The sequence below is a fragment of the Cryobacterium shii genome, from assembly GCF_004402595.1.
Classification (GTDB): domain Bacteria; phylum Actinomycetota; class Actinomycetes; order Actinomycetales; family Microbacteriaceae; genus Cryobacterium; species Cryobacterium shii.
This window is the reverse complement of record NZ_SOFY01000014.1, coordinates 50,364-76,646: the sequence shown is the minus strand read 5'-3', so window position 1 is coordinate 76,646 and position 26,283 is coordinate 50,364. Positions and strand designations below refer to the sequence as shown.

Annotated in this window: 21 protein-coding genes, 1 pseudogene and 2 riboswitches; of the genes and pseudogenes, 4 read left to right on the top strand and 18 right to left on the bottom strand. The window is 68.1% G+C overall.

The window, feature by feature from the left end; translation table 11 throughout:
* Positions 1-89: 89 nt before the first annotated feature.
* From typA to E3O49_RS17935, 10 genes are all read right to left on the bottom strand, one after another.
* The gene (gene typA, locus E3O49_RS17980) at positions 90-2,000 is read right to left on the bottom strand and encodes a translational GTPase TypA (RefSeq protein ID WP_134365575.1); all 1,911 of its coding nucleotides are present in this window, start codon (positions 1,998-2,000) and stop codon (positions 90-92) included.
* 247 nt (positions 2,001-2,247) lie between these two features.
* On the bottom strand, positions 2,248-3,903 hold the full coding sequence (locus E3O49_RS17975; RefSeq protein WP_134365576.1) for an ABC transporter family substrate-binding protein: 1,656 nt from the start codon (positions 3,901-3,903) through the stop codon (positions 2,248-2,250).
* Positions 3,904-3,999: 96 nt separating this feature from the next.
* Positions 4,000-6,219 (bottom strand): ABC transporter ATP-binding protein, encoded by a 2,220-nt coding sequence (locus tag E3O49_RS17970; protein WP_134451018.1) that lies wholly within the window; start codon positions 6,217-6,219, stop codon positions 4,000-4,002.
* The gene (locus E3O49_RS17965) at positions 6,212-7,162 is read right to left on the bottom strand and encodes an ABC transporter permease (protein WP_134365578.1); all 951 of its coding nucleotides are present in this window, start codon (positions 7,160-7,162) and stop codon (positions 6,212-6,214) included. Before E3O49_RS17965 ends, E3O49_RS17970 begins: the two co-directional genes overlap by 8 nt.
* Position 7,163: 1 nt before the next feature.
* Positions 7,164-8,147 (bottom strand): ABC transporter permease, encoded by a 984-nt coding sequence (locus E3O49_RS17960; protein ID WP_134365579.1) that lies wholly within the window; start codon positions 8,145-8,147, stop codon positions 7,164-7,166.
* Between the two features lie 266 nt (positions 8,148-8,413).
* A complete protein-coding gene (locus E3O49_RS17955) occupies positions 8,414-9,004 on the bottom strand; it encodes a PH domain-containing protein (RefSeq protein WP_134365580.1) in 591 nt (196 codons plus the stop codon).
* Positions 9,005-9,025: 21 nt separating this feature from the next.
* Positions 9,026-10,774 (bottom strand): dipeptide ABC transporter ATP-binding protein, encoded by a 1,749-nt coding sequence (locus E3O49_RS17950; protein ID WP_134365581.1) that lies wholly within the window; start codon positions 10,772-10,774, stop codon positions 9,026-9,028.
* On the bottom strand, positions 10,771-11,718 hold the full coding sequence (locus E3O49_RS17945) for an ABC transporter permease (protein WP_134365582.1): 948 nt from the start codon (positions 11,716-11,718) through the stop codon (positions 10,771-10,773). The genes E3O49_RS17950 and E3O49_RS17945 overlap by 4 nt, the downstream gene beginning before the upstream one ends.
* A complete protein-coding gene (locus E3O49_RS17940; RefSeq protein ID WP_134365583.1) occupies positions 11,708-12,637 on the bottom strand; it encodes an ABC transporter permease in 930 nt (309 codons plus the stop codon). Before E3O49_RS17940 ends, E3O49_RS17945 begins: the two co-directional genes overlap by 11 nt.
* 136 nt (positions 12,638-12,773) lie before the next feature.
* On the bottom strand, positions 12,774-14,393 hold the full coding sequence (locus tag E3O49_RS17935; RefSeq protein WP_134365584.1) for a peptide ABC transporter substrate-binding protein: 1,620 nt from the start codon (positions 14,391-14,393) through the stop codon (positions 12,774-12,776).
* A gap of 235 nt (positions 14,394-14,628) precedes the next feature.
* Here E3O49_RS17935 and E3O49_RS17930 point away from each other — a divergent pair, with 235 nt between their 5' ends.
* Both E3O49_RS17930 and E3O49_RS17925 read left to right on the top strand, forming a co-directional pair.
* Complete coding sequence (locus E3O49_RS17930) at positions 14,629-15,021, top strand: thiol-disulfide oxidoreductase DCC family protein (RefSeq protein WP_134365585.1); 393 nt, start codon at positions 14,629-14,631, stop codon at positions 15,019-15,021.
* Positions 15,018-15,779 (top strand): CPBP family intramembrane glutamic endopeptidase, encoded by a 762-nt coding sequence (locus E3O49_RS17925; protein ID WP_244285244.1) that lies wholly within the window; start codon positions 15,018-15,020, stop codon positions 15,777-15,779. The genes E3O49_RS17930 and E3O49_RS17925 overlap by 4 nt, the downstream gene beginning before the upstream one ends.
* Before the next feature lie 455 nt (positions 15,780-16,234).
* On the opposite strand, the gene gcvP is transcribed toward E3O49_RS17925, so the two are convergent.
* From gcvP to gcvT, 3 genes are read right to left on the bottom strand one after another with little or no spacing between them, the layout of a single operon-like run.
* Positions 16,235-19,210 (bottom strand): aminomethyl-transferring glycine dehydrogenase, encoded by a 2,976-nt coding sequence (gene gcvP, locus E3O49_RS17920; RefSeq protein WP_134451016.1) that lies wholly within the window; start codon positions 19,208-19,210, stop codon positions 16,235-16,237.
* Between the two features lie 29 nt (positions 19,211-19,239).
* On the bottom strand, positions 19,240-19,611 hold the full coding sequence (gene gcvH, locus E3O49_RS17915) for a glycine cleavage system protein GcvH (RefSeq protein ID WP_134366487.1): 372 nt from the start codon (positions 19,609-19,611) through the stop codon (positions 19,240-19,242).
* 33 nt (positions 19,612-19,644) lie between these two features.
* A complete protein-coding gene (gene gcvT, locus E3O49_RS17910) occupies positions 19,645-20,817 on the bottom strand; it encodes a glycine cleavage system aminomethyltransferase GcvT (RefSeq protein ID WP_134366488.1) in 1,173 nt (390 codons plus the stop codon).
* Positions 20,818-20,895: 78 nt separating this feature from the next.
* Positions 20,896-20,996: riboswitch (glycine riboswitch) on the bottom strand.
* Between the two features lies 1 nt (position 20,997).
* A riboswitch (glycine riboswitch) is annotated at positions 20,998-21,095 on the bottom strand.
* A 225-nt stretch (positions 21,096-21,320) separates the two neighbouring features.
* Here gcvT and E3O49_RS17905 point away from each other — a divergent pair.
* Positions 21,321-21,665 carry a LysR family transcriptional regulator gene (locus E3O49_RS17905; protein WP_134366489.1) on the top strand — a complete coding sequence of 115 codons (345 nt, stop codon included), beginning with the start codon at positions 21,321-21,323 and terminating at the stop codon, positions 21,663-21,665.
* Here E3O49_RS17905 and E3O49_RS17900 read toward each other — a convergent pair.
* The 3 genes and pseudogenes from E3O49_RS17900 to E3O49_RS17890 form a co-directional block, all read right to left on the bottom strand.
* Positions 21,662-22,900: an FAD-binding domain-containing protein gene (locus E3O49_RS17900; RefSeq protein ID WP_198416026.1), complete on the bottom strand. Its 1,239-nt coding sequence runs from the start codon at positions 22,898-22,900 to the stop codon at positions 21,662-21,664. The two genes, E3O49_RS17905 and E3O49_RS17900, sit on opposite strands and share 4 nt — an antisense overlap.
* 38 nt (positions 22,901-22,938) lie before the next feature.
* A pseudogene (locus tag E3O49_RS17895) lies at positions 22,939-23,658 on the bottom strand (DUF2461 domain-containing protein).
* Between the two features lie 59 nt (positions 23,659-23,717).
* Complete coding sequence (locus E3O49_RS17890) at positions 23,718-23,912, bottom strand: hypothetical protein (RefSeq protein ID WP_198416027.1); 195 nt, start codon at positions 23,910-23,912, stop codon at positions 23,718-23,720.
* A gap of 88 nt (positions 23,913-24,000) precedes the next feature.
* On the opposite strand from E3O49_RS17890, the gene E3O49_RS17885 reads away from it, so the two are divergent.
* Positions 24,001-24,807 carry a 2'-5' RNA ligase family protein gene (locus E3O49_RS17885; protein WP_134402761.1) on the top strand — a complete coding sequence of 269 codons (807 nt, stop codon included), beginning with the start codon at positions 24,001-24,003 and terminating at the stop codon, positions 24,805-24,807.
* 244 nt (positions 24,808-25,051) lie between these two features.
* On the opposite strand, the gene E3O49_RS17880 is transcribed toward E3O49_RS17885, so the two are convergent.
* Positions 25,052-25,621 (bottom strand): HhH-GPD-type base excision DNA repair protein, encoded by a 570-nt coding sequence (locus E3O49_RS17880; RefSeq protein WP_174235670.1) that lies wholly within the window; start codon positions 25,619-25,621, stop codon positions 25,052-25,054.
* A gap of 204 nt (positions 25,622-25,825) precedes the next feature.
* Positions 25,826-26,137 (bottom strand): hypothetical protein, encoded by a 312-nt coding sequence (locus E3O49_RS17875; RefSeq protein WP_134366493.1) that lies wholly within the window; start codon positions 26,135-26,137, stop codon positions 25,826-25,828.
* Between the last annotated feature and the right edge of the window lie 146 nt (positions 26,138-26,283).

The following is a 26,283-nucleotide window of genomic DNA, read 5'->3' as shown; positions in this document are numbered from 1 at the left end:
GAAACCACGCGTTGTCGTTAAACCACGAAACCGCAGGGGCCGGGCGATGAGAATCCATCCCCAGACCCGCTGCGGTTTACGTTGGGGTGCTAGTTCGCGTCCTGCTTCTTCAAGCGGGAGACGTTGCGCTGACGTGCCGAAGCGGCCAGCTCGACCTTGCGGATGCGCACGACGGCGGGGGTGACCTCGACGCACTCGTCTTCGCGGGCGAACTCGAGGCACTGCTCGAGCGTGAGCTGCTTGGACGGGGTCATCGACTCGAACGTGTCGGAGGTGGACTGACGCATGTTGGTCAGCTTCTTCTCTTTGGTGATGTTCACGTCCATGTCGTCGGCGCGCGAGTTCTCGCCGATGACCATGCCCTCGTAGACCTCTTCGGTCGGGTTGACGAAGAACGACATCCGCTCCTGCAGGGCGATGATGGCGAACGGCGTGACGACACCGGAGCGGTCGGCCACGATCGAGCCGTTGGTGCGGGTCGTGATGGTGCCGGCCCAGGCCTCGTAGCCGTGGAAGATCGCGTTGGCGATACCGGTTCCGCGGGTGTCCGTGAGGAACTCGGTGCGGAAGCCGATCAGGCCGCGCGACGGAACGATGAATTCCATCCGGACCCAGCCGGTGCCGTGGTTCGCCATGTTCTCCATGCGACCCTTGCGGGCGGCGAGGAGCTGGGTGATCGCGCCGAGGTACTCTTCGGGCGAGTCGATGGTGAGGTGCTCGTACGGCTCGTGGATCTTGCCGTCGACGCGCTTCACGACCACCTGCGGCTTGCCGACGGTGAGTTCGAAGCCTTCACGGCGCATCTGCTCGACCAGGATGGCGAGGGCGAGCTCGCCTCGGCCCTGAACCTCCCAGGCGTCCGGGCGTCCGATGTCGATCACACGGAGCGAGACGTTGCCGACGAGTTCCTTGTCGAGACGGTCCTTGACCATGCGGGCGGTGAGCTTGTGGCCCTTGACCTTGCCGATCAGCGGCGAGGTGTTGGTGCCGATGGTCATCGAGATGGCGGGGTCGTCGACCGTGATGGTCGGCAGCGGCCGCGGGTCTTCGGGGTCGGCGAGGGTCTCACCGATGGTGATGTCCGCGAATCCGGCGACGGCGACGATGTCGCCGGGGCCGGCGCTCTCGGTCGGGTAGCGGTCGAGGGCCCGGGTGATCATGAGCTCGGTGACACGCACGTTCGCGATGGTGCCGTCGTGCTTGATCCAGGCGACCGTCTGGCCCTTCTTGATGGTGCCCTGGAAGATGCGCAGCAGCGCGAGGCGACCGAGGAACGGCGAGGAGTCGAGGTTGGTGACCCAGGCCTGCAGCGGGTGCTCGTCGTCGTAGACCGGCGCCGGGATGTGCTGGAGGATGGCTTCGAACAGCGGCTCGAGGTCTTCGTTGTCGGGCAGCTGGCCGTTCTCGGGCTTGTTCAGGCTGGCGGAACCGTTACGGCCGGACGCGTAGACGACGGGCACGTTCAGCACCAGGTCGAGGTCGAGGTCGGGCACGTCGTCGGCCATGTCGCTGGCGAGGCCGAGGAGCAGGTCCTGGCTTTCCTCGACGACCTCGTCGATGCGCGCATCGGGACGGTCGGTCTTGTTGACCAGGAGGATGACGGGCAGGTGGGCCTCGAGGGCCTTGCGCAGCACGAAACGGGTCTGCGGCAGCGGGCCCTCACTGGCGTCGACGAGGAGCACGACACCGTCGACCATGGACAGGCCGCGCTCGACCTCGCCACCGAAGTCGGCGTGGCCGGGGGTGTCGATCACGTTGATGGTGATGGGACCGTCGGTCGCGTGGATGCCCTTGTACGAGATCGCCGTGTTCTTGGCGAGAATCGTGATGCCCTTTTCGCGCTCGAGCTCGTTCGAGTCCATGGCGCGCTCCTCGGTGTGGGAGTGCTCGGCAAACGAGTTGGTCTGCTGGAGCATCGCGTCAACCAGCGTGGTCTTGCCGTGGTCGACGTGGGCGACGATTGCGACATTTCGGAGGTTATTGCGCGTGGCAATCGCCATGAAGTAGATCCTTACGAAGAATGATGCCGCAGAGTACCGCGTGCGACTAAGAGTGGATGTATGTGGTCAGGGTCCGACCCAACGGATAATCCTACCGCACTCTCCCTGCCGGGAGGCTGAGTGCGGATTCAGCTTCGACATCGTGACAGGAAAATCGGCCCGGCAACCGGGCAAAAAGAAACGCGGGGCGGGAACCGAAGTTCCCGCCCCGCGTGTCACTGTTCGGGTGTATCGCTGGTTCTGCTGCTTACTTCTTCCAGCCGACGATGCTCCAGTCGACCGTTTCGAACTGGGTGGCGCCGTAGTTGACCAGGCCGGTCTTCACCGCGTACACGTTCGGCAGCGGGGCGATCGGGATGATCGGCACGTAGGCGGCGAGCACCTTGTCGATCTTGTTGGCGATGACGATCCGCTTGTCGCCGTCGAGCTCGGTGTTGGCCTCGTCGAAGAGTGCGGACAGCTTCTTGTCGGTGATGCCGGTGAAGTTCGACTCGGAATCGACCGGGGAGAACAGCGCCTCGCTCGAGGAGATCGGCCACGGGGTGCCGACCCAGGAGAAGCTCGTCATCTCGAAGTCGCCCGGGATGATGTAATCCGAGAAGTACTTCGCGGCGGGGACCTCGTTGAGCTCGACGGTGACGCCGACCTCCTTGAGGTCGGCCTGCACCTGCACGGCGCGCTGCTTGTTCGTCGGGGTGTCGGCGGGCACGGTGATGGACAGCTTGAGTGCCTTGCCGTCCTTCTCGCGGGTGCCGTCGCTTCCGGCCTTGTAACCGGCCTCGTCGAGGAGCTTCTTGGCCGCGTCGACGTCATAGCCGATCGCGTCGCCCACGTTGTCTTCGTAGCCCTTCTGTCCCGGCATGAAGATGTAGCTGCCCTGGGTGGTGGCGTCCACGCCGACGGGGGTGTTGGCCGACTCGGAGATGAGCTCGCGGTTGACCGCGTGGCCGATGGCCTGGCGCACCAACACGTCCTTGAGCGGACCCTTGGAGCCGTTCATGGTGACGTGCGTCCAGGTGAGGCCGCCGGATGCCTGGATCTCGGCATCCTTTCGCTTCTCGGCCGTCTGGTAGGCGTCAGCGTTGGACGAGATGTAGAGCACGTCCGTTTCGGAGTTGCCGAACGAGGTGGCCTGCGACGCGCCGCTGACGACCTTGACGACGATGGTGTCCAGCTTGGCCGCCTCGCCCCACCACTTCGGGTTGCGGGTCAGGGTGACGACCTGGCCGACCGTGTCGATCGAGGAGATCACGAACGGGCCGGAGGACGGCACCGGGGTGGTGACGTACCCCGCGTTGAACGCCTCAGGATCGGATGCGACCGCCGCGGGCAGAACACCCGTGAAGATCGACGCCCAGTCGGCGTTGATCGAGTCGAAGGTCACCGTGAAGTCGAAATCGCTGCCCTTCGACTCGATCGCGCTGATCTGCTCGAAGATGGCCGTGGACGCCGGGGAATAGGCCTCGTTACTGCCGTTCATGGCCGCCCAGGTGGCCGCGTAGTCCTTGTAGGTGATCGGGGTGCCGTCTTCCCAGACCGCCTTCGGGTTCAACTTGATCTCGATGACCTGCGGGTCGTCGCTGACGACCTCGACGCTGGTCGCGTAGTTGGGGTCGACCAGGGTGGTCCCGTCGCCCGCGACCCGGATCGGGCCGCCGGACGTCGGCGCCACGGTGTTGACCGTGTCGGACTCGTTGCCGTCGACCTCGTAGATGTTCCAGTTCGAGGGCATCGCGTTGATGGCGAGGTTCAGGGTTCCGCCGACCTGCACGTCGGCGGCGGCGGCAGCCTCCCACGCGGTGGTGGGCAGCGCCTTGCTGCTCGCCTTCGGGGAGGTGCTGCCTGCGGTGTTTCCGGGGGCGCACGCCGTGAGCAACAAGGCGGACGCACTCAGAACGGCCACTGCTGCAAAAACAGTAGTTTTCCGTTTCATGTGATTCTCCATTTCTTGGTGGGGACTTTTCCTGGTGAGGGACGTAAGGATGGAAGTACTGAGAATTTAGAGCACGAGGTCTTCCTCGCGGCCGGCCAGCGACGCCGAGATGGCCAGCTCGTTCTGCTCGACGTGGTGGCAGGCAGTCTGCACGGTGGCGTGCAGTTCCAGAACCGGGTCGACGCTCTCGCAGAGCGAGCGGTCCTGCGGCGCGAGCAGCGCGTACAGGGGGCAGCGGCTGCGGAAGTTGCAGCCGTCGATCTGCTCGGTCGGGCTGGGCAGGTCGCCCTGGAGCAGCACCCGCTTGCGCCTGCGCTCGATCACCGGGTCCGGGATCGGCGCCGCCGAGATCAGGGCCTGGGTATACGGATGCCGCGGGCGGGCGAACACCTCGGCGACCGGCCCGTACTCGACGATTCGTCCCAGGTACATCACGGCGACCGTGTCCGCGATCTGGCGCACGATCGCCAGGTCGTGCGCGACGAACAGGTAGGAGAGGTTCAGCTGCTCCTTGAGGTCCTCGAGCAGGTTGATCACCCCGGCCTGGATCGAGACGTCCAGGGCGGACACGGGTTCGTCGAGGACGACGAGCCGGGGGTTGGTCGCCAGAGCCCGGGCAATGCCCACGCGCTGCCGCTGTCCGCCGGAGAACTCGTGCGGGTAACGGTCCGCCATCTGCGGGTCGAGTCCCACGAGGTCGAGCAGTTCAGCCACCCGGGCGCGCCGGGCCGCGGGCTTCACCCCGTGCACGGTGAGGGGTTCGCCGATGATGTCGCCGATCGGCAGCCTCGGGTCCAGGGCGGCCATCGGGTCCTGGAAGACGATCTGCACGTCCTTCCGCAACCGGAGCAGCTCGGCCCGGCCGAGCCCGGTGACATCCCGGCCGTCGATCAGGATCTGGCCGGCCTGCGGCTTCGTCATCTCCAGGATCTCGAGGATCGTCGTGGACTTGCCACAGCCGGACTCGCCGACCAGGCCCAGGGTCTGGCCGGGCAGGATCGAGAAGGACACCCCGTCGACCGCGCGTACGGTGCCGATCTGGCGGGAGAACACCCCGCCCTTGGTGAGCGGGAAATGCCGCACCAGCCCGGTCACCGTCAGGACCGGCTGGGCATCCTGGTCCTTCTCCCGGTGCGCCACGGCCAGCGGTGCCGGGCGGGGGAAAACGTCGGGGCGGGTCAAAACACCGTCGGCGATCTCGTCCGAGCGGTGGCAGGCTGCCACGTGCGCGGCCTCCGCCAGACCGGCCACGGGCGCGCCGGGAGCGGCCGTGCCGGGCGCGGTCATGCCGGCCGGGCCGGCGTTCCCGTGCACGAGAAGCACCGGTTCGGTCTCGTGGCAGGCGTCGAGGGAGATCGGACAGCGGGCCGCGAACGGGCAGCCGCGCGGCAGGGCCGTCAGCGACGGCGGGCGTCCCTCGAGCGGCACCAGTCGTTCCGTTCCGGCGGTCTGCATATTGGGCACCGAGCGCAGCAGGCCGATCGTGTAGGGCATGTGCGGGGCCGCGAAGACCTCCTGGGTGGTGCCGTTCTCGACGAGCTTCCCGGCGTACATCACGGCGATCCGGTCGGCGTGGCCGGCCACCACGCCCAGGTCGTGGGTGATCAGCACGACGGCGGCGCCGGTCAGGTTCTTCGCCGTCTCCAGTACCTCCAGGATCTGGGCCTGGATCGTGACGTCCAGGGCCGTGGTGGGCTCATCGGCGATGATCAGCAGGGGGTCGTTGGCGATCGACATGGCGATCATCGCGCGCTGGCGCATCCCGCCGGAGAACTCGTGCGGGAAGGCCCGCGCGCGTCGTTCGGGCGCCGGGATCCCGACCACCGTGAGCAGCTCGACCGCCCGAACCTGCGCCGCACGCTTGGTCAACGCGGGGTCGTGCAGCAGCAGGGCCTCCGCGATCTGGTCGCCCACGGTGTACACCGGGGTCAGCGCCGACAGCGGGTCCTGGAAGATCATCGAGATTTCGCGGCCACGGATGCGGGAGAGCTGCTGGTCGTTCAGGTCCAGCAGCGACCGGCCGCCGAACATGATGCTGCCGGTGACAACCGCCGAACTGGGCAGCAGACCCATCAACGCGAGCGAGGACACCGATTTGCCGGAGCCGGACTCGCCCACGATGCCGAGGAACTCGCCCTTGTGCACCTGGTAGCTGATCCCGCGCACGGCCTGCACCGCGGGGCCTCCCCGCTGGGGGAACGTGACCGAGAGGTCGGTGACCTCCAGCAGCGGCGTCTGGCCACGGCCGGGCCGCGCCGGGCTCCCGTTCAGCAGAAGATTAGTCACGGTTGACTCCCGAGGTAGGGTCGACGGCGTCGCGCAGGGCGTCCCCGATCAGGCTGACGGCGAACAGGGTCACGATCAGCACGCCGGCCGGGAACACGAACAGCCAGGGCCGGGTGACGGCCGCACTCGTCCCCTCCGCCAGGAGGGTGCCGAGGGACACGTCGGGTGCCCGGATACCGAAGCCGAAGTAGCTGAGGCTGGTCTCGGCGAGGATCGCCGCCACCACTCCGAGCGTCGCGTCGATGATCAGGAGCGACGCGACGTTGGGGATGATGTGGCGGCCGAGGATCTTCCGCATCGGCACGCCCATGTACCGGGCGGCCTTGACGAAGTCGCGGTCGCGCAGCGACTTGGTCTGCGACCGCACCACCTGGGCCATGATCATCCAGCTGAAGCCCGCGATGAAGACGGTCAGGAAGACCCAGGACAGCCCCTTGAAGAGGGGGCTCAGGATCACCAGGAGGATGAACGACGGCAGCACCAGCAGCAGGTTGATGCACCAGACCAGGACCCGGTCGACGACGCCGCCCATGTAGCCGGCCACGGAGCCGACGACCGCGGCGATGAGCGTGCCGAGCGGGCCGGCGATCAGGCCGATCACCAGGGATTTCTGCAGCCCCACCAGCGTCTGCGCGTAGAGGTCCTGGCCGATGCCGTTGGTGCCGAACCAGTGCAGCTGCGTCGGGCCGAGCCCCATGTTGAGCGGGTCACGGCCGGTGGCGTTGTAGGGGTAGAGCAGGGGACCGAGCAGCGCCCAGGCCAGGATCACGGCGATGGTGACCGCCCCCACCCAGAAACGCGAGGTCTGGGTCAGCCGCCACCAGATCAGCCGCCCGCGGGAGCGCGCCTTCTTCGGCGGGGTGACCTCGGTGCCGAGAGGCTGCGGGGGAAGCGGAACGACCGGGGAGCCGAGCTCGGCGTTGGTTTCTTCGACCAGGGACATCTCAGTTCCTCACTCTCGGGTCGAGCGCGGCGTAGAGCACTTCGGAGAGCGTCGAGGAGAACAGGATCAGGATGGCCACGAACAGCGTGGTCCCGGCGACCGCGTTGATGTCGCTCTGGCTGATCGCGTTCAGGGCGAATTCGCCCATCCCGTGGAAGGAGAAGACGATCTCGAGCATGATCGAGCCGGAGACCAGCGTGCCGAAGCTGTAGGCGAAGAACGTGGACATCGGGATGAGCGCGACCCGCACGCCGTGGCGAACGAGCGCCGAGTTGCGGGAGCGCCCCTTGGCCCTGGCGGTGCGGATGAAGTCGGCCGAGAGCACGTCGAGCATGACGCTGCGCTGGTAGCGGGAGTAGCCGGCCGCGCCGATCAGCACGAGCGCGATGGTGGGCAGGAGCAGGTGGACGCCGCGGTCCAGGGTCAGATCCCACCAGGATCCGCTCAGCCCGGCCGAGTATTCGCCGGTGAAGTTGATCAGCTGGGCTCCCGCTGCGCCGTTCAGCGCGGTCGCCGCGATCATGAGTAGGACCCCGATCACGAAGGTCGGCGTGGCGAAAATCAGGTAGGAGCCATAGGTGACGACCTGGTCGCTCAGTTTGTACTGACGCACCGCGCCCCAGACGCCCAGCGTCACCCCGACGAGGGCCCCGATCAGCGAGCCGATCAGGAGCAGTCGCAGACTGACACCGGCGCGGGAGATGATCTGGTCGCCAATGGAAACGCCGTTGACCCCGGTGCCCAGCGAGCCGTGCACGACCAGGTTCACCAGCCAGTCCCAGAGCCGCTGGAGCACGGGCACGTTCGGGTTGACGCCGAGGCCGTCCAGGATGTTGTCGATCGTCTGCTGCGTCGGCTGGGGGTTGCGGCCGTAGTACTTGGCAGCAGGGTCGAGGGCCAGGCTGGACACGACATACGCCAGACACGTCGCGATGAGCGAAAGGAAGAAGTAGTTGACGAAACGTCGGAAGATGTAGAAGGCCACGCGCGGTCAACCTAGAACGGGGAACGAGAGACGGCAGCCGGAATGGTTCTACGAAGTGATCCCATTGTTTACTCCCCCGTCGCGCTCCCGCCCGAAGGATTCCCGGCGGCAGAACCGTTTCAAATGTTGTTACGGGGCGAGCCTGTGCCTGCGCGAAGCTCCTTTGCCCCAGATCACAGTCTGCGGCAGATCCTGACAAAACATGTAACATTTTCGAAACTTAAGTCGCAATTTGCTGAGTCCGGGGTCAGAGGATTGAGCAACGCTCAGACCTGCGCCGCCCAGATCAGCTGCGCGACGACGACCAGGAGGAGCGCCACGCCGACCTGCAGCGACCATCCGTTCCACCGGCGTGCAGCGGCATCCGTGGGGCCCTGCGGCCGCTCATGCCGTTCCCAATAGCCCTGGATCGCCCGGTGGGCGGCGCTACCGCTGATCCGTCCGCTGGGCTCGCGCACCTGCGCCGCCCGCGGGGCCGGCCCGGACGACCGGACCGGCATCGACGACCGGGCGGATGACGGCGCTCCCCAGCACCGCAGCCGCTCGCCTGACCGGGTCACCACGACGACCTGGTGGCGCAGCACGATCTCGTCCACCGCACCCCAGGGCACGGTCGTCGTGCGCAGCACGTTGACGATGGTCAGCCCGGTGCCGGACAGCCGCAGGCACGGCCGGGCGAAGACGAGCCAGGCCGACCACAGCACCAGCGTCACCGCCGGCAGGGACACCAGGGCCACGGCCCCCCGCGCACGCAGGAGCGCGTCGACCAGCAGCGCGGCGCACAGCAGCGCCACGGCCGCGAAGACGGCGACGGATGCCGGCGACCGCAGGACGATCGCCGCGCGCCCGGGAGTCACTCCCGCGCCGCCGAACCGCGGTCAGCGGCCAAACTGGAAGTTGCCGCCCGGGATGGCTGCGAGCAGTTCCTGGGTGTACGCCTCACGCGGGTTGTCGAAGACCTCGTCCGTGGACGCGGTCTCGACGATCCGCCCCTTCTGCATGACGCAGACGTTGTCGGCCACGAGCCGCACGACTGCGAGGTCGTGCGTGATGAACAAATAGGTCAGGCCGAGTTCGGTCTGCAGTTCGGTGAGCAGGTTCAGGATCTGGCCCTGCACGAGCACGTCGAGGGCGGATACCGCCTCGTCGAGCACGAGCACGTCCGGCTTGAGCGCGAGGGCACGGGCCACCGCGATCCGCTGGCGCTGCCCGCCGGACAGTTCGCTCGGGTAGCGGTACCGGGTGGCCCAGGGCAGGGATACCTGGTCCAGCAGCTCGCGCACGCGGTCCTGGCGCTCTTTGGAGGAGCCGATCTTGTGCGCCAGCAGGGGCTCGGCGATCGTGTTGCCCACGTTGTACTGCGGGTCGAGGGAGCCGTACGGGTCCTGGAACACCGGCTGCACGCGGCGGCGGAACTTGAGCAGCGCCGCCCCCTTGAGCCCGGCGACATCCTGGCCGTCGAACTCGATCTGGCCGCTGGTGATGCTCTCCAGCTGCAGGATGAGCTTCGCGACGGTGGACTTGCCCGACCCGGATTCCCCGACGAGCGCCGTGGTGGTGCCCTTCCTGATGCCGAAGGAGACGTCGTTGACGGCGAGCAGTTCGTTGTACTTCAGGCCCTTGGTGCGGATGCGGTACAGCTTGGAGATGTTCTGGATCGAGATCAGGTCCTTCGCCGCCGCATCCGCCTCCCGCTCGGCCGCTCGGGCCACGAGAGTGGCGTCGAGCGAGCCCTCGGAGAAGATGGCTTCTCCTCCGGCGCCGGCCGTCTTGGCGGACTGGATGCGACGGGACGCGAGGCTGGGGGCCGCCGCGACGAGACGCTGGGTGTACGGGTGCTGCGGGTTGGCGAGGATCTCCTGCGACGGGCCGGATTCGACGACCTTGCCCTTGTACATCACCACGAGCTGTTCGGCCCGCTCGGCCGCGAGGCCGAGGTCGTGCGTGATGAACAGCACGGAGGTGCCGTAGTCGCGGGTGAGGGTGCCGAGGTGGTCGAGGATCTGTCGCTGCACGGTGACGTCGAGTGCCGAGGTGGGCTCGTCGGCGATGAGCAGCTTGGGCCGTGCGGACAGGCCGATGCCGATCAGCACGCGCTGGCGCATGCCGCCGGAGAACTGGTGCGGGAACTGCTTGAGCCGGTCCTCGGCGTCGCTGAGCCCGGCCTCCTGCAGCACCTGGATGGTGCGCTCGCGTGCGGCCTTGCCCTGGGCGACGTTGTTGGCCTTGATGGCCTCCTCGACCTGGAAACCGATGTTCCACACCGGGTTCAGGTTGCTCATCGGGTCCTGCGGCACGTAGCCGATCAGGCGGCCGCGGACATCCTGGATCTCCTTGGCCGAGAGGGCGGTGAGGTCGCGGCCCTCGAACAGTATCTGTCCGGCCGTGATCTTGCCGGTGCCGGCGAGGAGGTTGATGATGGCCTGCGCGGTCGTGGTCTTGCCCGAGCCGGACTCACCGACGATCGCGAGGGTCTGGCCGGCGTAGAGGGTCAGACTGACCCCACGCACGGCAGGGACGACACCGTGCTGGGTCTGGAAGCCGACCTCGAGGTCGCGGATCTGGAGCAGAGGCTCCGTGGACGCGTCGGCGTTCTCGCTGACGGGTTCGATGACGGTCTGGCTCATCGGCGGGCCCTCGCTTCGGGGTCGAGGGCGTCGCGCACGACGTCGCCCAGCATGAGGAACGCGAGAACGGTCACGGACAGCGCCGCCGCGGGGTAGAGCAGCACCTGCGGGTTGGTGCGGAGGGAGCTCTTCGCTGCGTCGATGTCGTTACCCCAGCTCATGACGTTCGGCGGAAGGCCGATCCCGAGGAATGACAGGGTGGCCTCGGCCACGATGAACGTGCCCAGCGAGACCGTGGCGATGACGATCACGGGCGCGATCGAGTTCGGCACCACGTGACGCAGCAGGATCTTGAACTTGCTGACGCCCAGGGCGATGGATGCCGTCACGTAGTCCGAGTTGCGGGCCGAGAGCACAGCGCCGCGCATGATTCGGGCGATCTGCGGCCAGGCGAAGAGCGAGAGCACGAGAGCGATGGTCACCGGGGTGCGCTCCGGCAGGACCGACATGAGCACGATGGCGCCCAGCACGGTGGGGACGGCGAAGAAGATGTCGCCGATGCGGGAGACGATCGAGTCCAGCATGCCGCCGTAGTAGCCCGCGAGCGCGCCGACGATGATGCCCGTGAAGGTGACGAGGATCGTGGCGAGCAGGCCGACGGTGAGCGAGGCCTGCGTGCCGAAGATGATCCGGGCGTAGATGTCGCAGCCCTGGCGAGTGTAGCCGAGCGGATGCCCGTCTGAGGGTGCACCGTGGCTGTCGCCGAGGTCGCAGGATGTGGGCGAGACGTGGGCGAACAGGCTCGGGAACAGAGCGACGATCACGATCAGGAAGATCAGCGCCGAGGAGATCCAGAAGGAGGGCCGTACCCGCATCGCGTCCCAGGCATCCGCCCAGGTGCTGCGTGCCTTCTGCGACTCGTCGAGGCGGTCGACGGTTTCGACCGGGGTTTCTTCCAGCGCGGCGACGTAGTGCGTCTGTGCGTTCGGGTTCTTATTTGGCATAACGAATCCTCGGGTCCAGTGCTGCGTAGAGGAGGTCGACGAGCAGGTTGGCGAGCACGAAGATCACGACCATGACAGCGATGAACGACACGACGGTGGGGCCTTCACCCAGCTTGATCGCCTTGTAGACGGTGCCGCCGACGCCGTTGATGTTGAAGATGCCCTCTGTGACGATGGCACCGACCATGAGTGAACCGAGGTCCACGCCGAGGAAGGTGACGACGGGAACAAGGGAGTTGCGCAGCACGTGCACGCCCACGACGCGGCGGCGGGACAGCCCCTTCGCGGTCGCGGTGCGCACGAAGTCCGCGTTGAGGTTGTCGGAGACGCTCGCGCGGGTGAGCCGCACGATGTAGGCGAACGAGACCGAGGCCAGCACGAGCGCGGGGAGGAGGAGCTCGTTGAAGGGAGCCTCGCTGCTCACCGTCGTACGAGCCCAGCCGAGCTTGACGGCGAAGACGTACTGCAGCACGAAGCCGATTACGAACGTGGGAACACTGATCAGGAGGAGGCTGACCACGAGGGCGCTCGCGTCGAAGAACTTGCCCTTGCGGAGGCCGGCGATCAGTCCGACGAGGATGCCGAAGAAGGCCTCGATGGCCAGCGCGAGCAGAGCCAGACGGGCGGTGATCGGAAAGGCCTTGGCCATCACGTCGCTCACGGGACGGCCGGAGTACGTGGTGCCCAGGTCACCCTGGAAGAAGTTGCCGATGTAGATGAAGTACTGCACGATGAACGGCTTGTCCAGGTTGTACTGGGCGCGGATCTGTTCGATCACGCCGGGCGCCGGGGGCCGGTCGCCGTAGAGAGCCGCGATGGGGTCCCCGGGCAACGAAAACACCATGAAGTAGATCAGCAGCGTTGCACCGAAAAACACCGGGATCATCTGGAGCAGGCGTTTGCCCGTATACCAGAGCATCAGGTTCCCAAGCCAGAACGTATGTACATGAGATTCACAATCACTGGTTGAGTCTAGTCAGTGTGGGGCCCGGGGCTGACGCCCCGAGCCCCACACGTCTTATCTATTCACTGCTGTCAAACGGATTGAACGAGTATTACTCGCTCTTGGTGATGTTGCTGTACAGCGGCACGGAGTCCCAGCCGAAGACGACGTTATCGACCTTGTCAGACCAGACGCCGGTGACGTTGGAGTACCAGAGCGGGATGGTCGGGAGGTCCTTGAGCAGGACTTCCTGAGCTTCCTGGTACTTCTTGGTTGCGGCTTCGACGGACGACGCCGCTGCGCCATCCTTGATCAGCTTGTCGAATTCGGGGCTGCTGTAGTCCTCGTAGTTCGAGCCGGCACCGGTCTGGTACAGCGGGGCGAGGAAGTTGTACAGCGACGGGTAGTCGCCCTGCCAGCCGGCGCGGGTTCCACCGGTCAGCTTGTCACCCTTGCGGTCGTCGAGGGCTGCGGCGAAGGTCGGGTACGGCTTGCCGATGGCTTCGATGCCCAGGGTGTTCTTGATGCTGTTGGTCACAGCGTCGACCCAGGCCGCGTGGCCGCCGTCGGAGTTGTAGGCGAGGTCGAACGTGCCGGTGTAGGGCGCGATCTTGTCGGCTTCGGCCCACTTGGCTTTGGCCTCTTTCGGGTTGTAGGCGAGGACGTCGGCACCCTTGAGAGAGTCGGAGTAACCGTCGATGACCGGCGAGGTGAAGTCGGTGGCCGGGGTGCGGGTGCCCTGGAAGATGACGTCGGTGATTTCCTTGCGGTCGATCGACATCGAGATGGCGGCGCGGCGCAGCTTGCCTTCCTCACCACTCCAGTGCTCGAGGTAGTACGGCATGTTGAAGCCCTGGAAGATGGCGGCCGGCTGGTTGACGAAGCGGTCCGGGAAGTCCGACTCGTAGGAGGCGAATGCGGCATCCGGGACGGCGTCGAGCACGTCGAGGTTTCCACCCTGGACGTCCGCGTAGGCGGCATCCTGCGAGGCGTAGAAGACGATGCTCAGGCCGCCGTTGACGGGCTTGCGCACGCCGTCGTAGTCGGGGTTGGTGACGAGGTCGATCTTGACCTCGTGCTCCCAGGCGCCCTTCTTGGCCAGCATGTACGGGCCGTTGCCGATCGGGTTCTCACCGAAGGCGGCCATGTCCGCGTACGCGGAGGAGGGCAGCGGCATGAACGCCGTGTAGCCCAGACGCAGCGGCCAGTCGGCCTCGGGGGAAGCCAGCTCGACCGTGAAGGTCTTGTCGTCGACGACCTTGAGGCCGGTCAGTTCGGAGTCGGCGTCGTAGCTGAAGCCGGCGATGTCGTCGAAGAAGTAGGAAGCGCTCTGGGCGTTGCTGAACTTCGCGCCGAAGTTCCACGCGTCCACGAAGGAGGAAGCGGTGACGGCTTCGCCGTCGGTGAACTTCCAGCCGTCGTTGATCGTGACGGTCCAGTTCTGCGCGTCGTCCGATTCGATGGACTTCGCGACCTCGTTCTCGGTCTCGCCCTTGGCGTTGTAGGAAACGAGTCCGGCGAAGAGCGAGGTGGTGATCTTGCCGCCACCGGTCTCGGTGGTGTTCGTCGGGATCAGCGGGTTCTGCGGCTCAGAGCCGTTCGTGCTGATGATCGCCGCGGTGTCGCCGGTCGCGGCTTTCGGGGTGGATTCTCCACTCGCGCACCCGGAGAGCATGAGTGCTCCCGCGGCGGCCAGAGCGATGGCTGGTATGCCCAGTCTCCTGATTTTCAATTTTCCTCCTGTGCGCAGGGATGTGCCACGCGGCTCATCACCGCGCCGACACGTCAGTTATATTGACCCTAAAGAGCCGGGACTGCGTTCGCACAATCTAATGAGGAAACGTTACACAGGCGAAACATTCTGCGCAGGATAGTTGCACCACGGCAGGTTCTTTCGGCCGATCCTTCCGCCGTACCCCGCAACATCCGCGTTCTGCGCAGTCGGAGGGCAGTGGGAGGATTGAGACATGACGCTCGTCTCCCCCGCCCGCCCGCCGCTGCTGATCTTCGACGGCGACTGCGCGTTCTGCACCACCTCCGTGAACCTGATGACCCGCCTCCTTCCGGCCATGCCGGATGCGGCCCCGTACCAGTGGACCGACCTCGGGTCGTACGCCCTCACGACGAAGGACGCCCAGTCGCGGGTCTGGCTCGTGATCGACGGGCACCAGTACGGCGGCGCCGCGGCCGTCGCCGCCCTGCTGCGGCACCAGCCGAACACGGTTCTGCGCATCCTCGGCTGGCTGGGCACGGTTCCGCCGTGGTCCTGGGCCGCCGAACTCGGCTACCGGCTGGTGGCGCGCTACCGCCACCGGCTTCCCGGGGGCACGCCGGCCTGCCGGATGAAGCCGGGCACGTGACTCGGAACGCTCTTCGCTGGGAGGTAGGAATCGTCCTCGGGCTCTCGCTCGGGGCATCCGCCATCTATTCGGTGGTCTCAATCATCGCCCGCCTGACCGACACGCGGCCGCTCTCGGAGCAGTCGGCCACGCTGAACGGCTCGCAGTCGCCGCGGGAATGGCTCGACTTCACCTACCAGTTCCTCGGGATCTTCTTCGCCTTCTTCGCCGTGGCCCTGGTGCTGTACCTGCTGTGGCGTCCCGGGCAGAGCGCGTTCCGGCGACTCGGGTTCGACCTGACGGAGCCGCGGGGCGACCTCCTGCGCGGGCTCGGCCTGGTCGCGGCCATCGGCATCCCGGGCCTCGGCCTGTACCTGGCCGGGCGGTTCTTCGGCTTCACGGTCGCGGTCGTGCCGTCGCCGATCGACACGTTCTGGTGGACGGTCCCCATCCTGGTGCTCTCGGCGCTTCGCTCGGCGCTGACGGAGGAGCTGATCGTGGTGGGCTACCTCTTCACCCGGCTGCGCGAGCTCGGCTGGTCGACCTGGACGATCATCGTGTCGTCGGCCGTGCTGCGGGGCAGCTACCACCTGTACCAGGGCATCGGCCCGTTCTTCGGCAACGCCGTGATGGGCGTCGTGTTCGGCTGGTGCTACCTCCGCTGGGGCCGCACGATGCCGCTCGTGATCGCGCACTGGGTGCTCGACATCGTCTCGTTCGTGGGCTACCCGCTCGCCCTGGCCTGGTGGCCCGGGCTGCTCGCCCCCACCGCCGCCTAGCCCACCTGCCCGCCGCCGCCCGGCCCCACCTGACCGCCGAGCCCGGCCTCACCTGACCGCCGAGCCCGGCCTCACCTGCCCGCCGCGCCCCGCCTCCCCTGCCCGCCGCGCCCCGCCTCCCCTGCCCGCCGCGCCCCGCCTCCCCCGCCGAACCTCGCCCGCCGGTGCCCGTGCGAATTCGACGGAGATTCTGCTGCAAAAGGCTCAAATCGGGCCGAAAAGCGGCCGGATGCTCAAAATCTCCGTCGAATTCGTCCAGGAGGCCTGGCCGACCGGCGCCGGCCGTGCCGCCCGGCAGGGTGTCTGCGAAAGCAGGCACGGAGACGCAGGGTGCACCGAAACCTCGCCGAGCCGTGAGTTGCGACTCTCTATTTCCAAAAAAGAGGAGCTTTCCTCACGGCTCCGCGGACGCGGGCGGGGCCTCTGCGAAGCAAGGGGGGGCAGGGGCCGCCCTACTACTCGAAGGCCTCGGGCGGCGGGCAGGCGCAGACGAGGTTGCGGTCGCCGAAGGCGTTATCGATGCGACGCACCGGCGGCCAGTACTTGCCACGGATGAGCGAGCGCACCGGGTAGACCGCGGTCTCGCGGTCGTAGGCGTGCGTCCACTCCCCCTCGATCACCGACTGCGCCGTATGGGGGGCGTTGTGCAGCGGGTTGTCGTCGGCCGGCCAGCGACCGGAGGCCACGGCATCCGCTTCGGCCTTGATCGCGATCATGGCCTCCACGAACCGGTCGATCTCGCCCAGGTCCTCGCTCTCGGTGGGTTCGATCATCAGCGTTCCCGACACCGGGAAGCTCATGGTCGGCGCGTGGAAGCCGTAGTCGACGAGGCGTTTGGCGACATCATCGACGGTGACCCCGGTGGCCTCGGTGAGCGGGCGGAGGTCGAGGATGCACTCGTGCGCGACCAGCCCGTTGTCGCCGGAGTAGAGCACGGGGAAATGCGCGTCGAGCCGCTTGGCCACGTAGTTGGCGGCGAGCACAGCGGCGCCGGTGGCCTCCTTGAGCCCCTCGGCCCCCATCATCCGCACATAGGCCCAGGAAATGGGCAGGATGCTCGGGCTGCCGTAGGGCGCCGCCGAGACGGGTCCGCCGGCGTGCACGATCGTGCCGCCTGATCCATCGCCCGAACCGGCACCGGCACCAACACCGGCACCCCCGCCGGCACCGAGCAGGTAGTGCTCGTCGCTCTGTGCGAGCGGGTGGCCGGGCAGGAATGGGGCGAGGTGCGCCTTGGCCGCGACCGGCCCGACGCCGGGTCCGCCGCCGCCGTGCGGGATGCAGAAGGTCTTGTGCAGGTTCAGGTGCGACACGTCGCCGCCGAAGTCGCCGTAGCGGGCGAAGCCGAGCAGCGCGTTCAGGTTCGCACCGTCCACATAGACCTGGCCGCCGGCGTCGTGCACGGCACGGCAGATGGCGCCGACCTCGTGCTCGTAGACGCCGTGCGTGGAGGGGTAGGTGATCATCAGCGCGGCCAGGTTGTCGGCGTGAACGGCGATCTTCGCGCGCAGGTCGTCCAGGTCGACGTTGCCCAGCTCGTCGCAGGCGACGACGACGACCTTCATGCCGGCCAGCACAGCGGAGGCCGCGTTCGTGCCGTGGGCGCTGGACGGGATCAGGCAGACCAGGCGCTCCGCGTCGCCGTTGGACAGGTGGTAGCCGCGGATGGCGAGCAGGCCGGCCAGTTCGCCCTGGCTGCCCGCGTTGGGCTGCAGCGACACGGAGTCGTAACCGGTGACATCGCTCAGCCAGGTCTCGATCTGGCGGACCAGTTCGAGGTAGCCCTCGACGTCGGCGCGCGGGGCGAAGGGGTGCAGCCCACCGAATTCGGGCCAGCTGACGGCCTCCATCTCGGTGGCCGCGTTCAGCTTCATCGTGCAGGAGCCGAGCGGGATCATGCCCCGGTCGAGCGCGTAGTCGTAGTCGGCGAGGCGCTTCAGGTAGCGCATCATGCTCGTCTCCGAGCGGTGCGTGTTGAACACCGGGTGGGTGAGGAACTCGCTGGTGCGGTGCAGCTCGGGCGGCAGGCCGGCCTCGACCATGCTGAAGTTGACGAGGCCGAAGGATTCCCGGCCGCCGAACGCCCCGACGACCAGGGCGAGGTCGGCGAGCGTCGTCGTTTCGTCGACCGAGATCCCGATCGTGTCCGCGTCGACGAGGTGCAGGTTGACTCCGCCGTCGGCGGCCGCGGCGACGATCTCGGCGGCGCGACCCGGGCTCGACACCCGGACGGTGTCGAAGAAGGTCGCGGTCACGACGTCGGCTCCGGCGGCGAGGAGCGCCACAACGAGCTGGCCGGCCCGTTCGTGCACCTGACGTGCGATCGTCTTCAGCCCGTCGGGGCCGTGGTAGACGGCGTACATGCCGGCCATCACGGCCAGCAGCACCTGGGCCGTGCAGATGTTCGACGTGGCCTTGTCACGACGGATGTGCTGCTCACGCACCTGAAGCGACAGTCGGTAGGCCGGGTGGCCGACCGCGTCCACGCTGACGCCGACGAGCCGGCCGGGAAGCTGGCGTTCGAGGCCCTGGCGCACGGCCATGTAGCCGGCGTGGGGACCGCCGAAACCCATCGGCACGCCGAAGCGCTGGCTGGTGCCGACGGCGACGTCCGCGCCGAGCTCGCCGGGCGAGGTGATCAGGGTCAGGGCGAGCAGGTCCGCAGCGACGACGGTGAGCGCGCCCTGCGCCTGGGCGGCGGCGATGACGGCCGCCGGGTTCCAGACCCGGCCGGACGCGCCGGGGTACTGCACGAAGATCCCGAAGTGCTCGCCGAGGTCGGCCACGGTGGCCGCGCCGGTCGCGACCTGGCCGGCGCCGCCGGTGCTGACGTCGGCGAGGGCGATCTCGACGAGGTCGATTCCGAGTGCGGCCGCGCGGTTGGCCAGCAGCGCCTTCGTCTGCGGCAGAGCGTCGGCGTCGACGATGAACCGGTTCGACTTCGACTTCGACGCGCGGCGGGTGAGGAGCATGCCCTCCACGACGGCGGTCGATTCGTCGAGCATGGACGCGTTGGCCGTGGACAGTCCGGTGAGGTCCGCGATCATGGTCTGGAAGTTGATCAGGGCCTCAAGCCGGCCCTGCGAGATCTCGGGCTGGTAGGGCGTGTACGCCGTGTACCAGCTGGGGTTCTCGAACACATTCCGCTTGATCACCGCCGGGGTGACGGTGTCGTAGTAGCCCTGCCCGATCATCGACCGCTTGACGGTGTTACGGTCCGCCAGCGTGCGCAGTTCGGCGATCGCCTCCCGCTCGGTGGCGGCCGGCGGCAACGTGCTGTCGCCGAGCACCCGGAACTGGTCGACCTGGATCGAGCCGGGCACGGCGGCGTTGACGAGAGCGTCGACCGAGTCGTAACCGAGGATGGCCAGCATGCGGGACTGGGCGTCGGCATCCGTGCCGATGTGGCGTTGGGTGAAGGGCTGTGACATGTGTCGGGAACCTGTGCTTCTTGTTTTCGTTACTCGCCGACGAGGGCGGAGTACTCGGCGTAGCTGAGGAGGGGAGGAAGCTCGGCGTAGGTGACCTTGATCAACCAGCCGGCGCCGAACGGGTCGCTGTTGACGAGCTCGGGGCTGTCGACGACGGCGTCGTTGGTCTCGGCGACGGTGCCCGTGACGGGGGCGAACAGCTCGCCGACCGACTTCGTGGACTCGATCTCGCCGACGACGCTGCCCCCGGCGACATCGCTGCCCACGGCGGGCAGCTCGACGAAGACGACGTCGCCGAGCTTGTCGGCGGCGTAGGCGGTGATGCCGACGGTGACGGTGTCGCCGTCGACCAGCACCCACTCGTGCTCGGCGGTGTACTGGAGTTCAGTCTTGTCTGCCATGGGGTTTCCTCTCGAGGGATGGATTAGGGGTGTCTATTTCTGGCGCTGGTAGAACGGAAGGGCGGTCACGGTGGCGGGGATGCGGGTGCCGCGCACGTCGATGAAGACCTCGGTTCCGAGGCGGGCGAGGCCCGGCGCCACGTAGGCCATGGCGATCGGATGTCCCAAAGTCGGTGACAGCGCCCCGCTCGTGATCACGCCGTCGGCCACGGTCGCGTCGGCGCTGCGGAAGATCGCGTAGTCGGCCCGGCCGGCGCGTTTGCCGGCCGAGGCGAGTCCCACGAGCACGCGGGCCTCGGCGCTGGGACCTTCCTCACTGGCTTCGCGGCCGATGAAGTCGACCTCCTTGGCCAGGTTGACGACCCGGCCGAGCCCGGCCTGGGCCGGGTAGGTGGAGGTGCTGAGTTCGTGGCCGTAGAGGGGCATGCCGGCCTCGAGCCGCAGGGTATCGCGGCTGGCGAGCCCGGCCGGGACCAGCCCGTGGACCTCGCCGGCGACGAAGAGGGCGTTCCAGAGAGCCAGGGCGTCGGGCACGTCGACGTAGAGTTCGAACCCGTCTTCGCCGGTGTAGCCGGTGCGGGCGATCAGTACCGAGGCGCTCTGGAAGGTGCCGCCGAGGGCGCGGTAGTACTTGAGCGCGGCCAGGTCGCCGTCGACGGTGAGACCCGCGGTGGCTTCCAGGATGGCCCGGGAGTTCGGGCCCTGCACGGCGATCAGGGCGACTGCGTCGCTCCGGTCGGTGACGGTGACGTCGAAGCGGGCGGCGCGCGCGGAGAGCGCTTCGACGGCCTGGAACCGGTTGCCCGCGTTGGCGACGACGAGGAACTCCTCCTCCGCCGTGCGGTAGACGACGATGTCGTCGATGATGCCCCCGGCGCGGTTCAGGATGAGGCTGTACTTGGCCTGCAGCAGCTCGATCACGGAGAGCTTGCCGGCGAGCGCGTAGTCGAGGAACGCCCCGGCATCCGGCCCGACGACGACGATTTCGGCCATGTGCGAAAGGTCGAAGATGCCCGCGCCGGTGCGCACCGCGTGGTGCTCGGCCAGGTCGCTGGAGTACCGCACCGGCATCTGCCAGCCGGCGAAGTCCGTGAAGCTGGCGCCGGCTTCGACGTGCGCCTGGTGCAGCGGGGAGAATCGCTCCGTGGCGGCGGGAGCGGAATCGGTGTCGGCAGAAGAAGTGAGGGCGGCGTTGTCCGAGGTCATGAGTTCTCCAGGTCGTCGTCGGCTAAGAGCCGAGCGAGATTCTCCGGGGCACGATCGAGCGATCGAACTCCTGGGAACTCCCCCTCTGTCGTCAGGCCTGAGAGCTTCACCGCATCCGTCGGGACGTGACTTTCACCATGGGCGAGCCGCGTTGGTGCCGCGACTACTTTTCAGAGTGGCCAGTTCGATGCGGTACGAGTACCTGAGAGATTGTCGGGGAGGATTGCTCCTTCGGTGTTCGCTCGCCTCCCGGCGTCGAACTCTCCCGCATCGACCTTGATGGCCCGGTATTCACTTGAGGGTATTCACTTGATGCTGGTGCTGCGCGCTTGGGCGTGTGCGCTCTCAGCCTAGCGTGCGCCGGGCACCGGGCGAGCGGGCAGCGGACGAGCCGGCACGGGGGCCGTGACGGATGCCGCGGCCTCCGGGCGACGCCCGCGGGAGGGAGCGCGTACCCTGTTACTCTGCCCGCGATTCATGCGGGGCACGAAGAAAGGCGTTCCGTGGACATCACCCTCCTCCGGCATTTCATCGCCGTCGCCGAGGAGTTGCATTTCCCGCGCGCCGCGATGAACCTCAATGTCTCCACCCCGAAGCTGCGTTCCTCGATCGCGAAACTCGAGACGAACCTCGGCGTCGTGCTCATCGACCGCACCACGGAGACCACCCGGCTGACCACGGCGGGCAACCTGTTTCTGACGGAGGCCCGCGCCGAGCTGGCCGCCTCGGATGAGCCCTGGCAGCCGCCGCTGCCCGCGGGCGGCAAGGCCAAGGCCTCGAAGGGCAAGGGCCGCGCGCCCGAGGTCAAGGGCCAGCCGCGCCCGGGGAAGCGCCGCCAGGGCCGCTAGCCCGCGCCCGGATCGTCGGCGACGACCCCGGCCGAGGCTCGGCGCCAGGCCGAGAAACTGGCCACCGAGCCGCTGTGCGGCGCCACCAGCCACGGCCACGGATGCAGTTCGGCCGCGCCCTCCGCGTAGCGCGCGAAGCTGGGCACCGGCGCGGACGTGACGGCCGCGTCGAGGCTCGGAACGACCACCCGCGGGTCGCCCAGGTGCACGACCACCTCGCGCCGCCGGGCCAGATCCTGCAGGGTTTCGACGGTGAAGATCAGTCTTTTGCTCGAGAGCCGCAGCCGGGCCAGGGCCGGCTCGTCGAAGACGAAGACGACCGGAAGCGCGGAATGCGCCTCGAGGGCCGGATCGGCGTCGCCCAGGGAATCCACCGTCAGCAGGACCGACCGGGCCGCGCGGCGCCGGACGGCGACGGAGGGTCCCCTTGTGGCGGCCAGGTGCGGATCGCGTGTCAGGTTCGCCGGCGCATCCGTCACCGGCGCCGGTGCGGCGGCCGCCGGGAACTGCTCGATCGGGCAGGCCTGGGCGAGCGGGCAGGCACGGCAGAGCTGCGGGGCCCGTTTCTCCACCTGCCAGCGGGCGAAACCGTAGGGGCTGCCGGTCCCGGCGCCCACGGTCCACTGCCAGCCCAGCAGGTTGGCCGCGCGCGAGCCGTCGAGCAGGTGCCGGTAGAACTCCTCCTGGCCGGCATGCCACCCGGCGCCAAACCTCACCGTGTACTGGGAAGCCAGCCACATCCGGGTCTGGTTGACCAGCCAGCCGTCGGTTTCCAGCTCCGACACGACCGAATCGACGCAGTGCATGCGCCGCGGCCAGGCCTCGGGTTCGAACCCTCCGGCCCAGGGCGCCGCGAACCGCAGGTTTCGGTGCAGGGCCACGCCCACCCGCGCATAGAGATGTCGGGCGTATTCCTGCCAGAGCAACTCGTCCCGGAATTTGCGGGTGTCCCGGGCGGGTCCGTCTGCGACGTGATCCCACGCCCGGCCGAGCGGCACCAGCCCGTGCCGGATGTACGGGGAGAGCCGGGAGGCCCCGCGGTCGGTTTCCGGCAGTACCTGACTGCGCCTGGCCGCATAGCCCGCGACCGAGAACCCGGCCAGGGCACGGTCGGCGCTGGTCTGGCCGCCCCGGATGCCCGGACTCGCCCGCACCTCGTCGTCGTCGTCGACCAGGTGGCGCAGGTGGCGGCGCACGACGGCTTCCGCGGTTCCGTCGTTCAGGGCGATGAGCACGTCTGATTTTAGACTCCGCCCCACGGCGCCAGGAAGCGCTACGCCTGCTTGCGGCGACCGGCCGCTGCCTCGCGCTGCAGGGGCGTCACCGAGGCCAGCGGCACGTTCAGCCGCTCGACCAGCGGGGCGAACGCCCGGAACCGCTCGAGCACCAGGTCGGTGAAGTCTTCGCCGAGGGCCACCGCGCCGGGCAGGGTGCCGGTCAGCGCCCAACTGCGGTTCTGCAGCAGGTCGGCTGCCGGGTGCTCCGCCGGGAATCCCTTGGGCGCCCGGATGAGCGGGTTGCCGTCCAGCGGGTCGGCCAGCCCGGTGCGCGACACGTCGGCGAGCACGCCTCTCATGGCGCCGTGGTGCTCGAGCAGGTAGTCGCGGATGGCCCGCAGTTGCTGCGGGCCGGGACCCCAGGAACCGCCCGCGACCATCACGCTCTGCACGCCCACCTGCAGGAAGAAGCCCGCTCCCCCGCTCTTCTCCAGACCCTGGCGCGGCCAGAACGCCGCCAAATTGGTCTTCTAGGGGGTCTTGTCATGGGAGAACCGCACGTCGCGGTAGATGCGCATCATGGCCTTGTTCGGCGGGCGCAGATGGTTTGGCGCGAACTCGGCCAAGCTGACGTTCACCGCCTCGGCGACGGCCAGCATCCGTTTCTTCAATTCGAGCTCGTAGGTCGGTTTGTGCTCTTCGAACCATTCGCGGTTGTTGCGGTGCTCCAACTCCTCGAGAAAATCGAAGGTCTGTTCGCTGAAATGGGGACCCACTGCACGCTCCTTGACGTGGCCGGCGGCGCCTAACCGCGGGGCCGTCCTTCTTAGCCACCCTACGCAGGAACAGCAGCGGCAAGGTCACGGTCGCGAGGGCCGTGACCAGCCACACCACCAGCGTGGCCAGGACCCAGGCCTGCCAGCCATCCCTGCCAGGTGAGGGTGAAGCCGTCGAGCACCAGCGACGCCACCCAGAGGCCGAGAGTGCCGGAGCCGAGGAAGATGGCCGTGCGAATCAGAAAGCGGATCATGACTGCCCCTTTCGTGGCCGCGGCCTTCGCCGCGTCCGAGCATTGTGTCACCCGCGGCGCTCCAGCGGGAAGCACCTAGAATCGGCGCATGTCCCGCCTCGTCGTCGTCCTTCCGCTCACGGCGCTGCGCACCGGTGACAGCTTCCCGGTGTCGGAGTGGCCCCTCCACATCACCGTGCTGCCTCCTTTCCACACGGATGCCGCGGCATCCGTGATCGCCGGCGTCGTTGCCGGCGTCGTTGTGGGCGTCACCGGAGGTGTCGACGCCGTCTCGGCCGGCGGCCGCACCGCCATCACGGCCGTCGCGGGCGTCGAAGCGCTGTTCGGACGGCGTGAGGACGTGCCGGTGACCCTGGTCGTGGACGACGCGGCCCTGACCGAGCTGCACCGGGCACTGGTGGACGCCGTGCGGCCCTTCGCGTCCTCCCCGGACGAACCCGCGTTCACCGGCCCCGGCTTCCGGGCCCACATCACGATCAAGAACGGCGCCCGCGTGCACGAGGGCGAGGTGCTCACCCTCGCCCAGATCGCCCTCGTGGACATGGCGCCCCGGGCGGCGGCCGGCGGCCGGAGCGTGCTCGCCGTTTTCCCCCTGGCGGCTCCCGCGGCGACCGCGCTCGGCCCAGGCAACGGGGTTTCAGGCTCCGCCCAGGCCCTCGCCGACCACGAAGACGGTGAAGAACAGGGCGGCCGGTACCGCCACGGCGAGGGCGATGATGTTCAGCACCGAGCGCTCCCGCCACAGCCAGACGCAGAGCAGGTTCACGATGGCCGCGGCATCGATCAGCACGGTTCCGATCGCGGGCATCACCCAGGTGTCGGTGACCGGGTAGGTCTCGCGGAAGAGCGTCGTGATCAGCGGCAACACCAGCCAGGACGCCAGTCCGAGGGCTGACAGCACGATCGCCCAGCAGCCGATCGGGCTGCGCGGAAACGCCTGGGTGATGCCGCCGCCCTGGCGGGGTGAGGTCGAGTGAGGGGGGGTGGTATCGGGGCCGGGGCGGGCTCGTCCCGTGGATTCGACACGAGCATCCACCTCTTCTCCCTGTGCACGCTTCTCCAAATGCGCGGCCGCGGCTGCGTAACCGGCTGGCGGCCACTGTATTCCCCGGACGCGGGCCGCGCGAGGTTGCGCCCGGTTAGGCCTTTTTCGCGGCTGCCTTGGCCGCCCGCTTCGTCTCCCGCACCAGGGCGAGCGATTCCGGGTCGACGATGTCGGCGACGGAGCGGTGCGAGCCCTCCTCGCCGTACGGGGCGCACACTTCCCGCCACCCCGGCGCCTCGACCCCGAGCCGCTTGCCGAGCAGGGCGAGGAAGATCCTGGCCTTCTGCTCGCCGAACCCGGGCAGCCCCTTCAACCGGCGGAGGATCTCGGCGCCGTCCGGGGTGCCGGTGGTCCAGATTGCGGCGGCGTTGCCGTCCCACTCTGTGGCCACGACTTCGGCCACGGCCTGGGTGCGCGCGGCCATCGAGCCCGGGTAGCGGTGCACGGCCGGGGTGCTCCGGAACACCTGGGCGAAGGCGTCAGCATCGAAACCGGCGATCACCCCCGGGTCGAGGGTCCCGATCCGGTCGCGGATCTTGGCGGGACCGGCGAACGCCGTCTCCATCGCGATCTGCTGGTCGAGGAGCATTCCGACCAGGAGGGCGAACGGGTCCTCGCTGAGCAGGGTGTCGGCGGCGGCGTCACCGGTAATGTGCAGCGTCATGGTGCTCATTGTGTCACCGGCCGGCGCTGGCGGTGCCGTTCGCCGGCCATCGCCCCCGCCGAGTTCGACAGTCTCGGTCGAGTTCGACCGTCTCGGTCGAGTTCGACCGTCTCGGTCGAGTTCGACCGGCGCGCCCCTCGAACTCGACCGGAAGTGTCGAACTCGCCGCACCGGCAGCTCGATCGAGCGTGCCCATCGATACGACTAGGTCGTGTCGAAACCGTCCTCCACGACGAACCAGCTGTGCGTGTGTTCGGCTCCGACGCCGTCGAGAAGGGCCTGCGCCGCGTGCGGCACGCCCGCCTTGCGCAGGGCCAGGAGGGCCTCCATGTCCCACCAGGTGGACTGGATTCGCCAGGACCCGTCCTGGCCGCGCAGGAGCTCGGACCTGACCAGCCCGTCCGGCTGCCCCGCCGCAAGCATCCGCCGGTAACCGTCGAGGAGGTCGCCTTCACGCTCCGGCAACCCCCTCGCGTCGACTGAAGTGACGACAGGCTTGTCCCTGGGAATGTCCATCTGCGGCCTCCGATCGATCCGGTCGAAGCCAATCTAACCCAGGACGCCGTACGACTGAATGCCGCCCGGCGACAATCGGGGCGCGGATGCGTCGGCAACCGCCGCGAGCGGCGATGGCACCCCGCCGAGCTCGACACTTGCGGTCG

What these genes read in the sequence shown, in the direction of transcription:
- typA (WP_134365575.1), bottom strand. Translation starts at nt 2,000, where the DNA reads ATGGCGATTGCCACGCGCAATAACCTCCGAAATGTCGCAATCGTCGCC.
- E3O49_RS17965 (WP_134365578.1), bottom strand. Translation starts at nt 7,162, where the DNA reads ATGTCCCTGGTCGAAGAAACCAACGCCGAGCTCGGCTCCCCGGTCGTT.
- E3O49_RS17950 (WP_134365581.1), bottom strand. Translation starts at nt 10,774, where the DNA reads ATGAGCCAGACCGTCATCGAACCCGTCAGCGAGAACGCCGACGCGTCC.
- E3O49_RS17945 (WP_134365582.1), bottom strand. Translation starts at nt 11,718, where the DNA reads ATGCCAAATAAGAACCCGAACGCACAGACGCACTACGTCGCCGCGCTG.
- E3O49_RS17940 (WP_134365583.1), bottom strand. Translation starts at nt 12,637, where the DNA reads ATGCTCTGGTATACGGGCAAACGCCTGCTCCAGATGATCCCGGTGTTT.
- E3O49_RS17930 (WP_134365585.1), top strand. Translation starts at nt 14,629, where the DNA reads ATGACGCTCGTCTCCCCCGCCCGCCCGCCGCTGCTGATCTTCGACGGC.
- gcvP (WP_134451016.1), bottom strand. Translation starts at nt 19,210, where the DNA reads ATGTCACAGCCCTTCACCCAACGCCACATCGGCACGGATGCCGACGCC.
- gcvH (WP_134366487.1), bottom strand. Translation starts at nt 19,611, where the DNA reads ATGGCAGACAAGACTGAACTCCAGTACACCGCCGAGCACGAGTGGGTG.
- gcvT (WP_134366488.1), bottom strand. Translation starts at nt 20,817, where the DNA reads ATGACCTCGGACAACGCCGCCCTCACTTCTTCTGCCGACACCGATTCC.
- E3O49_RS17890 (WP_198416027.1), bottom strand. Translation starts at nt 23,912, where the DNA reads ATGATCCGCTTTCTGATTCGCACGGCCATCTTCCTCGGCTCCGGCACT.
- E3O49_RS17885 (WP_134402761.1), top strand. Translation starts at nt 24,001, where the DNA reads ATGTCCCGCCTCGTCGTCGTCCTTCCGCTCACGGCGCTGCGCACCGGT.
- E3O49_RS17880 (WP_174235670.1), bottom strand. Translation starts at nt 25,621, where the DNA reads ATGACGCTGCACATTACCGGTGACGCCGCCGCCGACACCCTGCTCAGC.
- E3O49_RS17875 (WP_134366493.1), bottom strand. Translation starts at nt 26,137, where the DNA reads ATGGACATTCCCAGGGACAAGCCTGTCGTCACTTCAGTCGACGCGAGG.